At 62.7% G+C, this 17,142-nt stretch carries 14 protein-coding genes and 1 pseudogene; 12 read left to right on the top strand and 3 right to left on the bottom strand.

Going from position 1 to position 17,142, the window contains the following annotated elements; all coding sequences use genetic code 11:
• Nucleotides 1-60: 60 nt before the first annotated feature.
• Nucleotides 61-357: an HU family DNA-binding protein gene (locus JWQ24_RS10865; protein ID WP_299807490.1), complete on the top strand. Its 297-nt coding sequence runs from the start codon at nt 61-63 to the stop codon at nt 355-357.
• A gap of 38 nt (nt 358-395) precedes the next feature.
• On the opposite strand, the gene JWQ24_RS10860 is transcribed toward JWQ24_RS10865, so the two are convergent.
• On the bottom strand, nt 396-830 hold the full coding sequence (locus JWQ24_RS10860) for a hypothetical protein (protein ID WP_299807488.1): 435 nt from the start codon (nt 828-830) through the stop codon (nt 396-398).
• Between the two features lie 283 nt (nt 831-1,113).
• Here JWQ24_RS10860 and JWQ24_RS10855 point away from each other — a divergent pair, with 283 nt between their 5' ends.
• Nucleotides 1,114-2,205: an alpha/beta hydrolase gene (locus tag JWQ24_RS10855; protein WP_299807485.1), complete on the top strand. Its 1,092-nt coding sequence runs from the start codon at nt 1,114-1,116 to the stop codon at nt 2,203-2,205.
• A 20-nt stretch (nt 2,206-2,225) separates the two neighbouring features.
• Here JWQ24_RS10855 and JWQ24_RS10850 read toward each other — a convergent pair whose 3' ends face one another.
• A complete protein-coding gene (locus JWQ24_RS10850) occupies nt 2,226-2,783 on the bottom strand; it encodes a MarR family winged helix-turn-helix transcriptional regulator (RefSeq protein ID WP_299807483.1) in 558 nt (185 codons plus the stop codon).
• A 346-nt stretch (nt 2,784-3,129) separates the two neighbouring features.
• Between JWQ24_RS10850 and JWQ24_RS10845 the strand changes: the two genes are divergently transcribed.
• From JWQ24_RS10845 to JWQ24_RS10800, 10 genes and pseudogenes are all read left to right on the top strand, one after another.
• Nucleotides 3,130-4,677, top strand: coding sequence for a porin (locus JWQ24_RS10845; protein WP_299807481.1), 1,548 nt, complete (start codon nt 3,130-3,132; stop codon nt 4,675-4,677).
• A gap of 172 nt (nt 4,678-4,849) precedes the next feature.
• Nucleotides 4,850-6,826 (top strand): tetratricopeptide repeat protein, encoded by a 1,977-nt coding sequence (locus JWQ24_RS10840; RefSeq protein ID WP_299807479.1) that lies wholly within the window; start codon nt 4,850-4,852, stop codon nt 6,824-6,826.
• A 484-nt stretch (nt 6,827-7,310) separates the two neighbouring features.
• The gene (locus JWQ24_RS10835) at nt 7,311-7,517 is read left to right on the top strand and encodes a hypothetical protein (protein WP_143575526.1); all 207 of its coding nucleotides are present in this window, start codon (nt 7,311-7,313) and stop codon (nt 7,515-7,517) included.
• Nucleotides 7,518-7,765: 248 nt separating this feature from the next.
• Nucleotides 7,766-8,665, top strand: coding sequence for a LysR family transcriptional regulator (locus JWQ24_RS10830; RefSeq protein ID WP_299807477.1), 900 nt, complete (start codon nt 7,766-7,768; stop codon nt 8,663-8,665).
• A gap of 182 nt (nt 8,666-8,847) precedes the next feature.
• Entirely contained in the window at nt 8,848-9,324 is a 477-nt protein-coding gene (locus JWQ24_RS10825) for a formate dehydrogenase subunit gamma (protein ID WP_299807475.1), read from the top strand.
• A complete protein-coding gene (locus tag JWQ24_RS10820) occupies nt 9,321-10,892 on the top strand; it encodes an NADH-quinone oxidoreductase subunit NuoF (protein WP_299807473.1) in 1,572 nt (523 codons plus the stop codon). The genes JWQ24_RS10825 and JWQ24_RS10820 overlap by 4 nt, the downstream gene beginning before the upstream one ends.
• Nucleotides 10,893-10,904: 12 nt before the next feature.
• A complete protein-coding gene (fdhF, locus tag JWQ24_RS10815) occupies nt 10,905-13,823 on the top strand; it encodes a formate dehydrogenase subunit alpha (RefSeq protein ID WP_299807471.1) in 2,919 nt (972 codons plus the stop codon).
• A 2-nt stretch (nt 13,824-13,825) separates the two neighbouring features.
• Nucleotides 13,826-14,692 (top strand): formate dehydrogenase accessory sulfurtransferase FdhD, encoded by an 867-nt coding sequence (gene fdhD / locus JWQ24_RS10810; protein ID WP_299807469.1) that lies wholly within the window; start codon nt 13,826-13,828, stop codon nt 14,690-14,692.
• Complete coding sequence (locus JWQ24_RS10805; RefSeq protein ID WP_299807467.1) at nt 14,670-14,891, top strand: formate dehydrogenase subunit delta; 222 nt, start codon at nt 14,670-14,672, stop codon at nt 14,889-14,891. The genes fdhD and JWQ24_RS10805 overlap by 23 nt, the downstream gene beginning before the upstream one ends.
• A gap of 191 nt (nt 14,892-15,082) precedes the next feature.
• A pseudogene (locus JWQ24_RS10800) lies at nt 15,083-16,057 on the top strand (tripartite tricarboxylate transporter substrate-binding protein).
• Between the two features lie 81 nt (nt 16,058-16,138).
• On the opposite strand, the gene JWQ24_RS10795 reads toward JWQ24_RS10800, so the two are convergent.
• Nucleotides 16,139-17,142, bottom strand: a 1,004-nt coding sequence (locus JWQ24_RS10795) for a helix-hairpin-helix domain-containing protein (RefSeq protein ID WP_299807465.1), incomplete at its 5' end; no start/stop codon positions are given.

Raw genomic sequence — 17,142 nt, 5'->3', positions numbered from 1 at the left:
CCAGGAGCAGCCCTCGCTCGAATTTCGTTTTTTCTCCCCAACGATTCAAAGGAAATCAACATGGCCAAGATGACCAAGACCCAATTGATCGAAGCGCTTGCCGATGCCAGCGGCGTGTCGAAGAGCGACGTGAAGTCGGTCGTCGAGCAGCTGGCGACCGTCGGCTACAAGGAATTGAACGAGTCCGGTGAGTTCACCGTTCCTGGCTTCGCCAAGCTCTCGGTCGTCAACAAGCCGGCCACCGAAGCGCGCGAAGGCATCAACCCCTTCACCAAGGAGCCGATGCAGTTCGCAGCCAAGCCGGCCAGCAAGACCGTCAAGGCGCAGCCGCTGAAGGTCGTCAAGGACGCCGTTTAAGCGACTATCATCCGCCGTCCGCGATGCGGGCGGCGGATCTATCCTGCCGGCCTACGGCCACACGGCAGCGCTCGGCTCAAAAATTTGCCATCCTTGTGCATCTCCTTTTTGACGCCATAGAGCAGATCCTGCGCCTCGATCACGGGCGGATCGCGGACCACCGCCTGCAGGCAGGCGTAGCGCAGCACATCGATGATGCTGCCGCCTGACAATTCATATTCCCGCGCCAGCCGATGCAGATCGATATCATCCGCGAGCCGATACGGCTTGTCGGCGAAATTGCCCTGCCACAGCCGCAGCCCTTGTTCGACATTGGGCATCCTGAAAAGCGTCGTCGACTGGAAGCGGCGGGTGAAAGCCTCGTCGAGCTGGCCGCGCAGATTGGTGCCGAGCATGCCCATCAGGCAATTGGTCTGCAGCAGATCGAGATTGGCAATCTCCAGCGTGATCTTGTCGATCCGTGCATCAAACACCAGATTGATGCACGTTGTAAATAATTCAACTTATAGTAGAATATCTGCGGGCCGCCAAAACGCGAGCCTTTTTCGATGCCTTCGAAAATGAATCCGCCGCCGTTGGATCAAGGGGTTTTGATCGGATCCCCCGCATACCACGGTACTTTTGGTTGCTCAGTTACAAAATTGAGTTACACATGCATGCAATGCGTGGTTGAGCAATATTTAGAAAAGAATATTCGGGAGACCGGAAATCATTGCCATCGACAGCCCCGTTCCGTTCTACGACCCGCGCGGCTGGATGCAGTGGCCTGGCCACGATGACTATTCGTTCCAGTTCATGCGCGTGCTCGGCGCCGCCCAGGAGGGCGGCAGCACCGTTTCCGAATGCCTGCTGACGGCCAGCGGCATCGACCCGGAGCATGAGGACAGCTGGTATGAGCAATGGATGCGTACCGCAGACCTCAACCGGAAACGCGGCGAAGCGGCGCTCGGCAGCGGCCATACCAAGACGGCGCTGAGCAATTGGCTTCGGGCCGCCAATTACTACCGCACGGCCCAGGCATTCCTCGGCGATGGCGACGCCCGAAAGGAACCGGCGCTGGAACTGATGCACGCCTGTTCGCAGCTCTATTTGCGGCACTCGACGCCGGCAGGCGAGGTCATTGACCTCGCCTGGTCGGACGGCAAGACCTTGCAGGGCTATTTTCTCCCCGCCCCCGGACGGGCACGGCGGCCCGCAGTGATCTGCATCGGCGCGTCCGATCAGTACAAGGAAGAGCATCTCTACCGGTTACCGCGCTATGCGCATGAGCGCGGCCTGTCGCTGTTGCTGGTCGATCTGCCCGGCCAGGGCTATCGCCGCAACCTCGATCATTCCTTTGGACGTTACGAGATCGAAACCGCGATCAGCAACTGGATGGATTATCTGGTCGAACGCGACGACGTCGATGCCAGCAAGATCGCCGTGTTCGGCGACGGACTGGGCGCGAGCATCGCCACGCGGGGCGCCAGCTTCGACGATCGCTTCGCCGCGGCGGTGTGCGACGCCGGAATCTGGGAACTGCACGAGCGGGCGTTTCTCGCCGTGCGGATGGCGGGCGCCGCCGGCTCGCACGACTTTGCGGATGATATCGACCGGCTATGCCGCAGCAGCACCGCCAGGAATATCCGCTGCCCGATCCTGGTGGCGATTGGCGAACACGATTGGCTCGATGCCAATCATGTCAGGAAGTGCTGCAACGCGCTGATTGCCGACGGCTTGAAGCTGGAACTGAAGATCTTCATGGCGCTGGAAACCGCCGCCTCGCATGCCCAGTTCGACAATCCCACCATCGGCAACGAGTTCATCTTCGACTGGCTCGCGGATCGGCTTGTGGGCCGCAGGAAATAAGCGAGACGGCGCCGCGCCGCTCAACCATCGACCGCCAGCATCAACGTCGCCTTTTCCAGTCGGCCCTTCAGCACGCTGAGCTGATCGGTAATATCCTTCAGCGCCGTTTCATCAAGGCCGGAAAACACGAACTTGCTGATGTCGTCGCGTCGCGACGACAGCGTCGCGATCTTCTTGGCAGCCTTGTCGGACAGCGACATCAGCACCACCCGGGCGTCTTCAGTCGACGGGACGCGTCGCATAAAGCCGTTCTTTTCCAGCATCTTGGACTGGGTGGTGACGAACGACGGGTCGACGTGAAGCATCGCCGAGACATCCTTCACGGCGACGCCAGTGCCGCGGTCCAGATCGCCGATAGCCATCAGGATCATCCATTGCGGGCCGCTGATTCCCAGTTCCTTGGCCCAGAAGTGACGGATTTCGTCGAGATGGACGTTGATTGACGCGATATCCCAGACAAATTGCCGGACGATTTCCTGATTCTGGCCCGAATCGCGGACTGCCGCACCGCGTGCAAGCCTTGGATCGCCTTCCAGGGCCACAGCTGCGCGCTTGTTGTTGATTGATCGGTCGGCCATCAGCTCATCCTGGACATTTGCAAAATACATAACTGGATCAATTGATTGATCATGGCAACACGCCATTTGCCGCTGTTACCGCAAAAGCACACCGCATCGCGGAAACGTTACCTGAGTTCATAAAGTAATTTCCTTATGCAACCTCCGCAGGCATTGTTCCTCACGACGAAGGGGCAACCCGAGGTCGTCCCGTTGGAAGTTTCGCTGAAGTGCCTCGCGTTATGCGGGCTATCCGAAAACGCGAAGCGATCAGCGGTCAGTTTGGGGTCTAGGGGAAGCAATCTTCGGGTGTTCTGCACCGGCAGATACGGAACCTTCCCTTTAAGAAACAACTTGGAGGTTTAACATGACGATGATTAAGAGCCTTATCCTCGGCTCAGCAGCGGGTTTGATCGCCTTCGGTGGAGCGCAGGCCGCCGATCTTCCGGTCAAGGTCAAAGCGGTCGAGTACGTGAAGATCTGCTCGCTCTACGGAGCCGGCTTCTACTACATCCCGGGCACCGACACCTGCATCAAGATCGGCGGCCAGCTTCGGCTGGACACCACCTTCAACGGCGCCACCTATGACACGCCCTACATCGTGAGCGGTTCGGCTGGCTCCAACGGTACCTTCAACAAGGATTACATCCAGACCCGCGCGCGCATCGGTCTGAACATGGATACCCGCACCGCGACGGAATACGGCGTCCTCCGCACTTACATGGACACCAAGTTCCAGTGGACGCAGAACGGCGACAGCATCGCCGGTGGCTTCGCTGAAACCGACTATGCGTTCATCCAGTTCGCAGGCTTCACCATCGGTAAGGCGGTCTCGCAGTTCGATCCGCAGTGGGCGCTGACCAAGCCGACGATCTCTTCGGGCATGTTCTTCGGCTCCAACGACGCGACCGGCATCACGCAGCTGGCCTACACCGCCTCGTTCGGCAACGGCGTGTCGGGCACCATCTCGCTCGAAAATGCATTCGCCTATCGTCAGGCCGGTCTCTACAACACCGCTGGCTTCATCCAGGCGCCGGGCGCGGTCGGTGCCTTCACCGGCACGGGTCTCACCACCAACTACGGCAGCACGTCGAATTCCTTCCTCGGCAACGCGGTCGGCGGCAATCACCTTCCGGATGTCGTCGGTAACCTTCGGCTCGATCAGGCCTGGGGTACGCTGCACTTCGCGGCTGCGATGCATCAGGCGTCACCGGGTTACTACACCCCGAGCACCCTCGGTCATCCCGATGACTCGTATGGCTTTGCGGTGAGCGGCGCGATCGAGCTCAAGAACCTGCCCACCGGCGTCGGTGACAGCTTCAAGCTCGAAGCCAGCTACGGCAAGGGCGCGACCAAGTACACCTTCGGTGGCACGGTAGATACCCAGAGCGGCGGTCGCTACGCCAACTACAACAACGGCGCGGGCACCCTGGCGTTCGGCTATGCGCTCGATGGCGTGTTCGGCACCGGTGGCCAGATTATCCAGGCGAACTCCTGGGAAGTCAGCGCCTTCTTCGAACACTACTGGACTCCGCAGTGGCGCACGTCGGTCTTCGGCAACTATAACCACGTTGGTTACGGTGCCGCCGGCGACGCGCTCCTCTTCGCAGCCTTCGGTGCTGGTGGCCGTCTCGGCGCCAGCGTGCCGGCAGCTCCGGGTGGCGCAACGGCTGGCGTTCTTGCCGCGACCGGCACGTTCGACTTCAACATCGCCCAGGTCGGTACCCGTACCGCTTGGACCCCCGTCAAGGATCTTACCTTCTCGGCTGAGTTCTCCTACAGCCGACTGGATCAGAACCTCGTCGGCACCTACACCTCGGCTGCTGCGATCGGTCTGAACCCGGCGGGCAAGGCCTACACGCTGACCGACCAGAACGTCTACAGCGGCTCGGTTCAGGCGCTGCGCTCGTTCTGATCTGATCGTCTCACGACGATTGTCGTCTGAAACAGAAACTCCCGGCGAGAAATCGCCGGGAGTTTTTGTTTGGGCGCGCCGTCGCGTCGCGTACACTGCGTCTCGACGGCGCCGGGCCCGACAGCTGAACCGGCATCGTCACGGGTATAAATAACTGCAGGGCCGAATAGAAATGGCGTCTCCGGAAATCCTGTTTCAGCGCGCGATGTCGGCGTTCCGCAGCGGGCAGCTCACCGAGGCGGAACGCGATTTTCGCAAGGTGCTGCGCAAGGCGCCGACCAATCTCGCGGTGCTGAATATTCTGGCCGCTGTCCTGATCGCGCTGAAGCGATTTGAAGAAGCCGAGCCCTATCTGAAATCCGCGCTGCGCATCGACGCGCGTTCGGACGCGACGCATTACAATTACGGTCTCGTGCTGAAGGCGCTGGGGCGGCCCGACGAAGCGTTGCGACGCTTCTCGGAATCGCTGGCGCTGAATCCCGCGAATGCCGAGAGCTGGAACAACCGCGGCATCGTGCATAATGATCTGCGCGATTACGCGGCGGCCCTCTCCGATTTCGACAAGGCGATGGCCCTGAACCCGCGTTATGCCGCCGCCTGCTTCAACAGGAGCCGTTCGCTTGCCGAGTTGAAGCGGTACGACGAGGCGCTGGGCGCCTGCGACCTTGCGCTGCAATGGCAGCCCGATCTGGCCGAGGCGTCGTTCGGGCGCGGCTTCATCTTCCAGCAGATGCGGCGGCCCGGCGAGGCCGCGGAAGCCTATGCCCGCGCGATGCGCATCAATCCCGACCTGCCGTTGCTGAAAGGCAACCTGTTGCATCAGAAGATGTTGACGTGCGACTGGGCCGGCACAAATGAATTGATCTCGGGCATCGACGCCGACCTTGCGTCCGGCAAACTCTCCGTCGAACCTTTCGCGTGGCAGGGGATTGCTACGACCGACGCCAGCCTGCTGCGTTGCGCTTCGCTTTACGCCGCCGCGCGCTACCCGGCGCCGCGGCTCGCGCCTTCATTCGCGCCGGCACAGCGCGGCGGCAAGATCCGCATCGGCTATCTGTCCGGCGAATTCCGTGAGCAGGCGACGTCATTGCTCATGGCAGGCGTGCTCGAACAGCATGACAGGCAGCGTTTCGAGATCTTCGCGTTCGACAACGGTTTTGATGACGGCAGCACGACGCGGCGACGCATCGAGGCGGCTGTCGATGGCGTCGTCGATATTGCTGGGCTCAGCGACCCCGGTGCCGTGGCGGCGATCCGCGATCAGCGCATCGACATTCTGGTCAATCTCAACGGCTATTTCGGCGAGCATCGCAGTGGCGTGTTTGCGCGCCGCGCCGCGCCGCTTCAGGTCAACTATCTCGGCTTTCCCGGTACGCTCGGCGCCTCGTACATGGACTACATCGTCGCCGATGCCACGGTGTTGCCAGAGGCGCAGCGGCGGTTTTTCGCCGAGAAGGTCGTCACGCTGCCGAATTGCTACCAGGCCAATGATGACAAAAAGCAGATCGCCGATCGGATTTTCACGCGTGAGGAATGCGGCTTGCCGGCGGAGGGCTTTGTGTTCTGCTGCTTCAACAACGCCTACAAGATCACGCCGGCGATGTTCGATGTCTGGATGCGGATCCTGACGCAGGTGGATGGCAGCGTGCTGTGGCTGCTGGAAGACAGCGCTGCAGAAAACCTGCGGCGCGAAGCCGCCGCGCGCGGTATCGATCCCGCGCGTCTGGTATTTGCCACGCGCACCCGACCGGCCGAACATCTCGCGCGGCATCGCGTCGCCGACCTGTTCCTCGATACGCTACCTTACAACGCCCACACCACCGCCAGCGATGCGCTATGGGCCGGGCTGCCGCTACTGACCTGCCGCGGCGACACTTTTGCGGGTCGGGTTGCGGCAAGCCTTTTGCAAAGTATCGATGTGCCGGAATTGATCGCCCCGACGCTGCAGCAGTTCGAGCGTCAGGCGATTGATCTTGCAACGCATCCGCAGCGGCTGTCCGCTATTCGGCAGAAACTGTCGGCGCATCGTCGTGCCACGCCGGCATTCAATACCGCGATGTTCACCGGCCATCTCGAGGCGGCGTACCTCGCCATGATGACGCGTCATCGCGCCGGGCTGGCGCCGGACCATCTGATGGTAGCCGGCTAAAGAAGGAGCCGTGCGCTTGAAATAGACTGAGTAAATCAGCTATTGCAGTCAACCTTCTAAATCATGTATGGTTTGGATGCGCAGCCGGCAAATCCTTTGACGGCCACTGTCTTCAAGGAGACATGCGAACTTTAATGTAAACCTCCGAAACCACCGGCAATGCCCTGCCGGTGGTTTTTCGGTTTTGGGGCCTGATTCGCCGGCGCGGCGCCGTCCTCCGGCCAGTTATGGGATAGCGTTCACCCGCAACGCCAGGTGATCTTGCTGGCTCCAGAAAGCCTGTCGATTCCCGCGGAATCGATCCGTTGGCTGCCGCGGCGACCGGCATGACGGCGTGAAATGGTAGCAAAGGTATCACCTTCACTATCGTCAGGCGCCGATTGCATATCAGGGCTGACGTGCTATCTGACCGAAATTGCTACAGATTTCTTGCTTTTCGGCGCAGTTGTGGCTAAAAGCCGCTCCATCGTGGAGAGTATCAATAATGGCGCATAACTACGCAATCAATGACGACGTCCACCATCAGCTTCAGGGGCCGCAGGGCCGCTCGATGGTCAAGGAACGCAGCGTGTATACCATCACCTCCTGCCTGCCGATCGAAGCCGATGGCCGTCCCCGCTATCGTATCAAGAGCAAGACCGAAAACGTCGAGCGCGTCGTGACCGAAGAGCAGATCAGCCGCCTCGGCTGATCTCGTCCGGCCTCCTGCTGCGCACCGCTTGCGCGATCGTCCCTACTTGAAGCAGACGAGCCTTTGGCAAGGCTCATCGACTGCCACGCCCGAGCTACGGCCAATTGCCCGTGCGCTCTGTCAGCGCGGCGCTGCCTTGCCGGTTGCCGTGACGGTAATCTGCGCCATATGTTGAAGCAGGGCGGAAGCATCCCAAACGCAATCAGCGCGATGCGCCGCCGTCTGTACCGGGGTGGGAGCGAGACGCGTTGATCGACAAACTCGAACTGTTGTTGTCGTTGGCCAAGGAGCGGCATTTCGGCCGCGCCGCCGAAGCTTGCGGCGTTACCCAGCCAACCATGTCCACCAGCCTGAAGCAGCTCGAGGACATGCTCGGCGTGATGCTGGTGCAGCGCGGTTCCCGCTTCCAGGGCTTTACCCCCGAGGGTGAGCGCGCGCTCGAATGGGCGCGCCGCATCGTTGGCGATACCCGCGCGATGAAGCAGGAGATCAACGGTTTGAAGGACCGCCTGTCCGGCGAAATCCGCATCGCGGCGATTCCCACCGTGCTGGGCATGGTGGCCGCGTTGACCACGCCGTTTCGCGCCCGGCACCCCGATGTCCGCTTTCGCGTGGTGTCGTGCACCTCGGACGCCGTGCTTGGCCTGCTGGAAAATCTCGAAGTCGATGCCGGGCTGACCTACATCGAGAACGAGCCGCTCGGCAAAGTCCGCTCGATCCCGCTCTACAAGGAATCCTATCGCCTGCTGACCTCGCCGGACGGCATGTTCGGCGACCGCGATAAGGTGACATGGGAGGAAGTAGCCCAAGTACCTCTGTGCTTGCTCACGCCCGACATGCAGAACCGCCGCATCATCGACCGCGCCTTGAAATCGGTCGGCGCCGTGGCGATGCCGATGCTGACCTCCAACTCGATCATCGTGCTCTATACCCACGTCAAGACCGGGCGCTGGGCCAGCGTGATGCCGGCCAAACTGGCCGAGACGCTGGGCCTGACCGCGTCGGACTCGGTTCGCATGATCCCGATCATCGATCCTGAAGTCACTTACGGCGTTGGCCTCGTGGTGCCGAAGCGCGACCCGATGACGCCCTTGGTCGCGACCCTGGTGCAGATCGCCAGAGAAGTGGCGCCGTCGCTGGAGTCGTGAGGGCCGGGCGAAGGCCTTCCTGATTGCTGGGTATGTTGCGTTGCAGCTCAACCAACCCCTTCAAAATCCATCGCATTCATGGCTGTCGATTGGTTTTCCGTATCGCAGCATGAGACTGCTTTATTGATCTTTGGAGCGATTCCAACTTTCATGCGTTTCTGGGAACAACAATCGGAAACGCGATGACCTCAGTCTACGAACCATGGGACGAAACGCGCGGGGCGGAGATCATCGCCGGGCTGACCCATGTCGAAGGCGGCACCCTGGTGATGCTGCATGCGCTGCAGGAAGCCTTCGGCTACGTGCCGGAGCCTGCCATTCCGATGATTGCGGAGGCGCGCAACCTGTCGCGCGCCGAGGTCCACGGCGTGTTCACCTTCTATCATGACTTCCGCCATGAGCCTGCCGGCAAGCATGTGCTGAAAATCTGCCGCGCCGAGGCCTGCCAGGCTGCCGGCGGCGATGCGCTGGCCGCGCGCGCCGAAGCTAAGCTCGGCATCAAGATTGGAAATACCACGGCAGATCAGCGGGTTACGCTGGAGCCGATCTATTGTCTCGGGCTTTGCGCCACGGCGCCGTCGGCGATGCTCGACGGCCGCATCGTCGGCCGGCTCGATGAGAAGCGCATCGATGCGCTGGTTGCGGAGGCGCAGCGATGACCTCGTCCGGGAACACTCTGAAGATCTACATTCCGCGCGATGCAGCCGCCGTATCGGTCGGCGCCGATGAACTCGTCACTGCCTTTGAAGCGCTGGCCGGGAAGCGCAAGCTCAGCATCGAAATCGTTCGGCCGGGTTCGCGCGGGCTGCTCTGGCTCGAGCCTATGGTCGAAGTCGCAACGCCGGAAGGCCGCGTGGCGTTTGGTCCGGTGACCGAGGACGACGTCGCGTCCGTGCTCGATGCGATGGTCGCTGGCGGCGAACATGAGCTGCGTCTTGGCGTCGCAGACGAGATGCCGTGGCTGAAGAAGCAGACGCGGCTGACCTTTGTGCGCTGCGGTGTGATCGATCCCCGCTCCGTCGAGGACTACCGCGCTCATGACGGCTACAAGGGGCTGGAGCGCGCACTGACGCTGGGCTCGCCCGGCATTCTGGCCGACGTCAGCACGTCCGGCCTGCGCGGTCGCGGCGGCGCCGGGTTCCCGACCGGCATCAAGTGGAAGACGGTGGCCGACACCCAGGCCGACCGCAAGTTCATCGTCTGCAACGCCGACGAGGGCGACAGCGGCACCTTTGCCGATCGCATGATCATGGAAGGCGATCCCTTCGTGGTGATCGAAGGCATGACCATCGCCGGCATCGCGGTCGGCGCCACCAAGGGCTACATCTACATCCGCTCGGAATATCCGCACGCCGTCATCGCCATGAACGAGGCGATCACCGCGGCGCAGCGCGCCGGCTATCTCGGCGACAACATCCGCGGCTCCGCACACAGCTTCGATATGGAGGTCCGTGTCGGTGCCGGCGCCTATGTCTGCGGCGAGGAAACCTCGCTGCTGGAGAGCCTGGAAGGCCGCCGCGGCATCGTCCGCGCCAAGCCGCCTCTGCCGGCGCACAAGGGCCTGTTCGGCAAACCGACCGTGATCAACAACGTGCTGTCGTTCGCGGCGATCCCCTTCATCCTCGATGACGGCGCCAAGGCCTATGCCGAATTCGGCATGGGGCGCTCGCGCGGCACCATGCCGATCCAGCTTGCCGGCAACATCAAGTTCGGCGGATTGTTCGAAGTCGCCTTCGGCATCACGCTCGGCGAGTTGATCGACGATATCGGCGGCGGCACCTTCACGGGCAAGCCCGTGCGCGCGGTGCAGATCGGCGGTCCCTTGGGCGCATACTTCCCGCGCGAATTGTTCGACACGCCATTCGATTACGAAGCCTTCGCCAAGCGCGACGGGCTGATCGGCCACGGCGGCATCGTGGTGTTCGACGACAGCGTCGACATGTCGAAGCAGGCGCGCTTTGCGATGGAGTTCTGCGCCATCGAATCCTGCGGCAAGTGCACGCCGTGCCGGATCGGTTCGACGCGCGGCGTCGAGACCATCGACAAGATTCGCCGCGGCGAACGCGTCGCCGAGAACCTCGCCGTTCTGGAAGACCTCAGCAACACCATGAAGTTTGGTTCGCTGTGCGCGCTGGGCGGCTTCACGCCGTATCCGGTGATGAGCGCGCTGAAGCACTTCCGTGAAGATTTCGGGCCGCCGCCGGCCCGCCAGCAAGCTGCAGAATAAAGGAGCAACCTCATGTCGCTCATTCACGAAATCGATTTTGGTACGCCGCGCTCGAAGTCCGAAAAGATGGTCACGCTGACTATCGACGGGCAGAGCGTTTCGGTGCCCGAGGGCACCTCGATCATGCGCGCCGCGATGGAGATGGGCACGCAGATCCCCAAGCTGTGCTCGACCGACATGGTGGACGCCTTCGGCTCCTGCCGGCTCTGTCTGGTGGAAATTGAGGGACGCGCCGGCACGCCGGCCTCCTGCACCACGCCGGCGATGGAAGGCCTTGTCGTTCACACGCAGAATGAGCGGCTGAAGAAGCTGCGCAAGGGCGTGATGGAGCTGTACATCTCCGACCATCCGCTGGACTGCCTGACCTGCGCCGCCAACGGCGACTGCGAATTGCAGGACATGGGCGGCGCGGTCGGCCTGCGCGACGTGCGCTACGGCTATGACGGCGAGAACCACGTCTTCGCCAAGACCAGGAACGGGCACTCCCATTCGCACGATCACTCGCCTGAAAATTGCGAGAACGACCACTGGATGGCGAAGGACGAGTCGAATCCGTACTTCACCTATGATCCCTCCAAGTGCATCGTCTGCTCGCGCTGCGTCCGCGCCTGCGAGGAAGTGCAGGGCACTTTCGCGCTGACGATCTCCGGCCGCGGTTTCGAGAGCCGCGTGTCGCCGGGCATGAGCGAGAGCTTCCTCGGCTCGGAATGCGTGTCGTGCGGCGCCTGCGTGCAGGCCTGCCCGACCGCGACGCTGACCGAGAAAGCCGTGATCGATATCGGCCAGCCCGAACATTCCGTCGTCACCACCTGCGCCTATTGCGGCGTCGGCTGCACCTTCAAGGCCGAAATGCGCGGCGAGGAAGTCGTGCGCATGGTGCCGTACAAGGACGGCAAGGCCAATCGCGGTCACTCCTGCGTCAAGGGTCGTTTCGCCTGGGGCTATACCAACCACAAGGAACGCATCCTCAACCCGATGGTCCGCGAGAAGATCACCGATCCGTGGCAGGAAGTGTCATGGGACGAGGCGTTCAATTTCGCCGCGAAGAAGTTCAAAGGCATTCAGGCCAAGTACGGCCGCGATGCCATCGGCGGCATCACCTCGTCGCGCTGCACCAATGAAGAAGTCTTCGTGGTGCAGAAGCTGATCCGCGCCGGCTTCGGCAACAACAACGTCGATACCTGCGCCCGCGTCTGCCATTCGCCGACCGGCTACGGCCTGTCCTCGACCTTCGGCACCTCGGCCGGCACGCAGGATTTCGACTCGGTGGAAGACACTGACGTCGTGATGATCATCGGCGCCAACCCGACCGACGGTCATCCGGTGTTCGCTTCGCGGCTGAAGAAGCGGCTGCGCGCCGGCGCCAAGCTGATCGTGATCGATCCGCGCCGCACCGACATCGTGCGCTCGGCGCATATCGAGGCGCAGCACCATCTTCCCCTGATGCCCGGCACCAACGTCGCCGTGCTCACCGCGATCGCCCATGTCATCGTCACCGAAGGCCTGGCGGATGAAGCCTTCGTGCGCGAGCGTTGCGACTGGAGCGAGTTCGAGGACTGGGCGGCGTTTGTCGCGCAGCCCAACCACAGCCCCGAAGCCACCGCCATCATGACCGGCGTCGATCCCCGGGAGTTGCGCGGCGCGGCACGGCTGTTTGCCACCGGTGGCAACGGCGCGATCTATTACGGGCTCGGCGTTACCGAACACAGCCAGGGCTCGACCACGGTGATCGCGATCGCGAATCTCGCAATGGCCACCGGCAATATCGGCCGTTCCGGCGTCGGCGTGAACCCGCTGCGCGGCCAGAACAACGTGCAGGGTTCCTGCGACATGGGCTCGTTCCCGCACGAACTGCCGGGCTATCGCCACATCGCCGGCGACGCCGTGCGCGAGACCTTCGAGGCGATGTGGAACGTCAAGCTCAATCCCGAACCGGGCCTGCGCATTCCCAACATGTTCGACGCCGCGGTCGAAGGCACCTTCATGGGCCTCTACGTGCAGGGCGAGGACATCCTGCAGTCCGATCCGAACACCAAGCATGTGGTGTCCGCGCTGTCGTCGATGGAATGTGTCATCGTTCATGACCTCTTCCTCAACGAGACCGCGAACTACGCCCATGTGTTCTTCCCGGGCTCGACCTTCCTGGAGAAGAACGGCACCTTCACCAATGCGGAGCGCCGCATCCAGCGCGTCCGCAAGGTAATGTCGCCGAAGAACGGCCTGGAAGACTGGGAAGTCACGCTCGGCTTCGCTCGGGCGTTGGGCTACGAGATGAAGTATAACCATCCCTCGGAGATCATGGACGAGATCGCCGCGTTGACGCCGACCTTTGCAGGCGTGTCCTTTGCCAAACTCGACGAAGTCGGCTCGGTGCAGTGGCCGTGCAACGAGAAGGCGCCGCTGGGTACGCCGATCATGCATATCGACGGCTTCGTCCGCGGCAAGGGCAAGTTCATGCTCACCGAATATGTCGCGACCGACGAGCGCACCGGGCCGCGCTTCCCGCTGCTGCTCACCACCGGCCGCATCCTCAGCCAGTACAATGTCGGCGCGCAGACGCGGCGCACCGAGAACGTGGTCTGGCACGAGGAAGACCGGCTGGAGATGAATCCGCACGACGCCGAGATGCGCGGCGTCCGCGATGGCGACTGGTGCCGGCTGCAGAGCCGCGCCGGCGAGACCACGTTGCGCGCGCTGATCACCGAACGTGTTGCGGCGGGCGTCGTCTACACCACCTTCCACCATCCGACCACGCAGGCCAACGTCATCACCACGGAGTTCTCGGACTGGGCGACCAATTGTCCGGAATACAAGGTGACGGCGGTGCAGATCTCGCCGTCGAACGGACCGTCGGAATGGCAGAAGGAATATGACGAGCAGGCACGCCAGTCGCGCCGCATCGCCATGCCGGTGGTCGAAGCCGCGGAGTAGGGATGCACAACCCGGTTCGCTCGGTTCAACGCACGATCTGGCGCCGCGACGGCGCCAGCACGGGCTTGCGCGCCGTACCGGAAGAAACCGCGCTGGCGATCACCTATAATGGCGGCACCTATGCCGTGATGATGGGATCGCCGCAGGACCTGCGCGACTTCGCCATTGGCTTCAGTCTGAGCGAAGGCGTGGTGCGCTCGGTCTCCGAAATCCAGTCGTTCGAGGCAGTCGATTTCGACGACGGTATCGAACTGCGAATGTGGCTGGCGACGGATACCGCCGAAGGCATCAGCGCGCGACGCCGGCAGATCGCCGGTCCCACCGGCTGCGGCTTGTGCGGTATCGACTCGATCTCGGAAGCGGTGAAGCCCGCGGCGGTCGTCGGGCCGGGCAGGGCGTTTACGCCTGAGCAGATCATGGCGGCGATGGCGTCACTGGCGCCGTTGCAGAAGATCAACATCGAGACCCGCGCCGTCCACGCCGCGGCGTTCTGGACGCCCGCGCAGGGCGTCGTGGCGCTGCGCGAGGACGTCGGCCGCCACAACGCGCTCGACAAGCTCGCGGGCCACCTGGCGCAGGACAAGGTCGATGCGTCCGAAGGCATGGTGTTGCTGACCAGCCGCGTCTCCGTCGAGATGGTGCAGAAGACCGCCGCGATCGGCGCGTCGCTCATCGTCTCGGTTTCCGCGCCGACCGCGCTGGCGATCCGCATGGCGGAGGCCGCCAACATCACGCTGGTGGCGATCGCGCGCGCCGACGGCTTTGAAATCTTCACGCATCCGCACCGCGTCGCGATCGACCGGGTCGCGCAGGAAAACAACAAAGAAACTGATCACGGAAATGACCATGCACACATCGACGTCGCCTGACCGGCTGATCTACATGGCCAACCAGATCGGTACCTTCTTCAACAGCCAGGGCCAGGACAAGGCCGTGCCGGGGATCACCGAGCACATCCGAAAATTCTGGGACCCACGCATGCGCAAGCAGATCATGGCGCATCTGGAGGCCGGCGGCGAAGGACTGGACCCCAACGTGCGCGTCGCGCTGGCGGCGCTGAAGAACTGAATTCTTCATTACGTCACACCTTGTCATTCCCGGGCGCGAGCGGGAACCTCGATAGGGTGATGAACACCTCCGGATTCCGGGGTCGTGCGAGCTTCGCTCGCCCGACGCCGGAATGACGATCTCCATCACCGGTCCATTTCTTGCACCGTTTCCAGCCATCGGCTCCTCCACGGGGCCGTTATTCCCTGGGAATGGCAGAGCTGGAGCGCGTGATGATGAAGTTTGTGCAGTGGTCGTGTGTCGCCACGTTGATGCTGGCTCCTGTGGCTGCGCAGGCCGATGACTGGCCGTCGAGAATGATCAAGGCCACCATCCCGTTCGGCGCCGGCAGCGCCACTGACGTGGTGCCGCGCATCGTGTTCGAGCGGCTCGGCGTCGAGCTCGGCCAGCCGATCGTGGTGGAAAACCGTGTTGGCGGCGGCGGCTCGGTCGGCACCGGGGCGATCGCCAAGGCCGAGCCTGACGGCTACTCGATCCTGGCGCATTCATCGGCCATCGCCATTACACCGGCGATCTTTCCCAACCTGCCGTATGACACCAGCAAGGACCTTTCCGGGGTTTTGATGCTCGGTTCCAGCGCCAATATCATGATCGTGCCGAACGACCGCCCGTGGAGGACCGTGCAGGACTTCCTGGCCGCGGCCCGGGCCAAGGGCTCGCAGATCAATTTCGGCTCGGTCGGCATAGGCAGCGCCGTGCACATAAGCGCCGAAAAATTCCGGCTCGCCGGCGGTTTTGAGGCGACCCATGTGCCGTATCGCGGTGGACCGGAAGTGATCGCGGACATCCTCGGCGGACGTATCGATTTCTACTTCTGTCCGTCATCGACCGCGTTGCCCCTGATCAGGGAAGGACAGGTGCGTGCGCTCGTCGTTTCGACTGAGCAGTGAATCGTGGAACTGCCCGATGTTCCGTCACTGGCCGAAGCCGGCCTGAAGGACGGCGTCAGCAACACCTGGATCGGTGTTTTTGTGCCATCGAAGACGCCTCCCGAGATCATCGGCAAGATACGGGATGCCGGCCTCAAGGTGCTGGCCAAGCCTGACGTGCAAGCCAGCCTGAAGAAACTCGGCGTCGAGCCGATGCCGATGGAGCCCAAAGAAATCGACGCGCAGGTGGCCAAGGAGATCGCAGCCAACGTGGCGCTGCTGAAGGACGTGAAGTAGCGGCGCGCTGTTCCTAACCTCTCCCCGCCTTGCGAAGCATCGCTTCGCGCGGCGAGGAGAGAAACAGGGACGCCGCTTCTCTTACTTCGACTTCCCCGCACCCTTTTCCGCGGCGCGGCGCAGCGCTTCGGCGAAGGCGCCGCCGGCCGGGGCTTCGCCCTGCTTGCGTGGCGCCGATGAAGTCATCGACTGGCGCTCGTTGACGCGCGGGCCGCGGTCGGCCTGCGGGCGGTCGGCCTTGGGGCCGACGGCGTCGTCCATGCGCAGCGACAGCGCGATGCGTTTACGCTGCACCTCGACCTCCAGCACCTTGACCTTGACGATGTCGCCGGACTTCACGACTTCGCGCGGATCCTTGATGAAGGTCTTGGACATCGCCGAGATGTGCACCAGTCCATCCTGATGCACGCCGATATCGACGAAGGCGCCGAATGCCGCGACGTTGGTCACGGTGCCCTCGAGGATCATGCCGGGCTTCAGGTCGCTCAGCTTCTCGACGCCTTCCATGAACACCGCGGCCTTGAAGGCGGGTCGGGGATCGCGGCCGGGCTTTTCAAGCTCGCGCAGAATGTCGGTCACCGTCGGCAGGCCGAAGGTCTCGTCGACATAGGCCTTCGGTTGCACCTGGCGCAGGATTTCGGCATTGCCGATCAGCGCCTTGATGTCGCTTTTGGTCGCCGCGAGAATCTTGCGAACGATCGGATAGGCTTCCGGATGCACGCCGGAACGGTCCAGCGGATCCTCGCCGTCGCTGATGCGCAGGAAGCCGGCGCACTGCTCGAACGCCTTGGCGCCGAGCCGCGGCACGGCGAGCAGGCCCTTGCGCGAACGGAAGGGGCTGTTGCTGTTTCGGTGGGTAACGATGCTGTCGGCCAGGCCCGGGCCGATGCCGGCAACGCGAGCGAGCAGGGGGCTGGATGCGGTATTGAGATCCACGCCAACCGCGTTCACGCAGTCCTCAACCACGGCATTTAGGGCGCGAGTCAATTTGAGCTCACTTAAGTCGTGTTGGTATAGTCCTCGGACACCAGCGATAGTTCGATGGAGGCGAAATAACACGGCAGGAAGCCCGCCTCCCGCGATGC

It is taken from the genome of Tardiphaga sp., assembly GCF_028290495.1.
Lineage (GTDB): Bacteria > Pseudomonadota > Alphaproteobacteria > Rhizobiales > Xanthobacteraceae > Tardiphaga.
This window is presented reverse-complemented; position numbering and strand designations above follow the sequence as displayed.

Excerpts from the sequence above, each read along its gene's own strand:
- JWQ24_RS10840 (WP_299807479.1), top strand. The coding sequence starts at position 4,850 with ATGGCGTCTCCGGAAATCCTGTTTCAGCGCGCGATGTCGGCGTTCCGC.
- JWQ24_RS10865 (WP_299807490.1), top strand. The coding sequence starts at position 61 with ATGGCCAAGATGACCAAGACCCAATTGATCGAAGCGCTTGCCGATGCC.
- JWQ24_RS10835 (WP_143575526.1), top strand. The coding sequence starts at position 7,311 with ATGGCGCATAACTACGCAATCAATGACGACGTCCACCATCAGCTTCAG.
- JWQ24_RS10855 (WP_299807485.1), top strand. The coding sequence starts at position 1,114 with ATGCAGTGGCCTGGCCACGATGACTATTCGTTCCAGTTCATGCGCGTG.
- fdhD (WP_299807469.1), top strand. The coding sequence starts at position 13,826 with ATGCACAACCCGGTTCGCTCGGTTCAACGCACGATCTGGCGCCGCGAC.
- JWQ24_RS10845 (WP_299807481.1), top strand. The coding sequence starts at position 3,130 with ATGACGATGATTAAGAGCCTTATCCTCGGCTCAGCAGCGGGTTTGATC.
- JWQ24_RS10825 (WP_299807475.1), top strand. The coding sequence starts at position 8,848 with ATGACCTCAGTCTACGAACCATGGGACGAAACGCGCGGGGCGGAGATC.
- JWQ24_RS10850 (WP_299807483.1), bottom strand. The coding sequence starts at position 2,783 with ATGGCCGACCGATCAATCAACAACAAGCGCGCAGCTGTGGCCCTGGAA.
- JWQ24_RS10820 (WP_299807473.1), top strand. The coding sequence starts at position 9,321 with ATGACCTCGTCCGGGAACACTCTGAAGATCTACATTCCGCGCGATGCA.
- JWQ24_RS10805 (WP_299807467.1), top strand. The coding sequence starts at position 14,670 with ATGCACACATCGACGTCGCCTGACCGGCTGATCTACATGGCCAACCAG.
- fdhF (WP_299807471.1), top strand. The coding sequence starts at position 10,905 with ATGTCGCTCATTCACGAAATCGATTTTGGTACGCCGCGCTCGAAGTCC.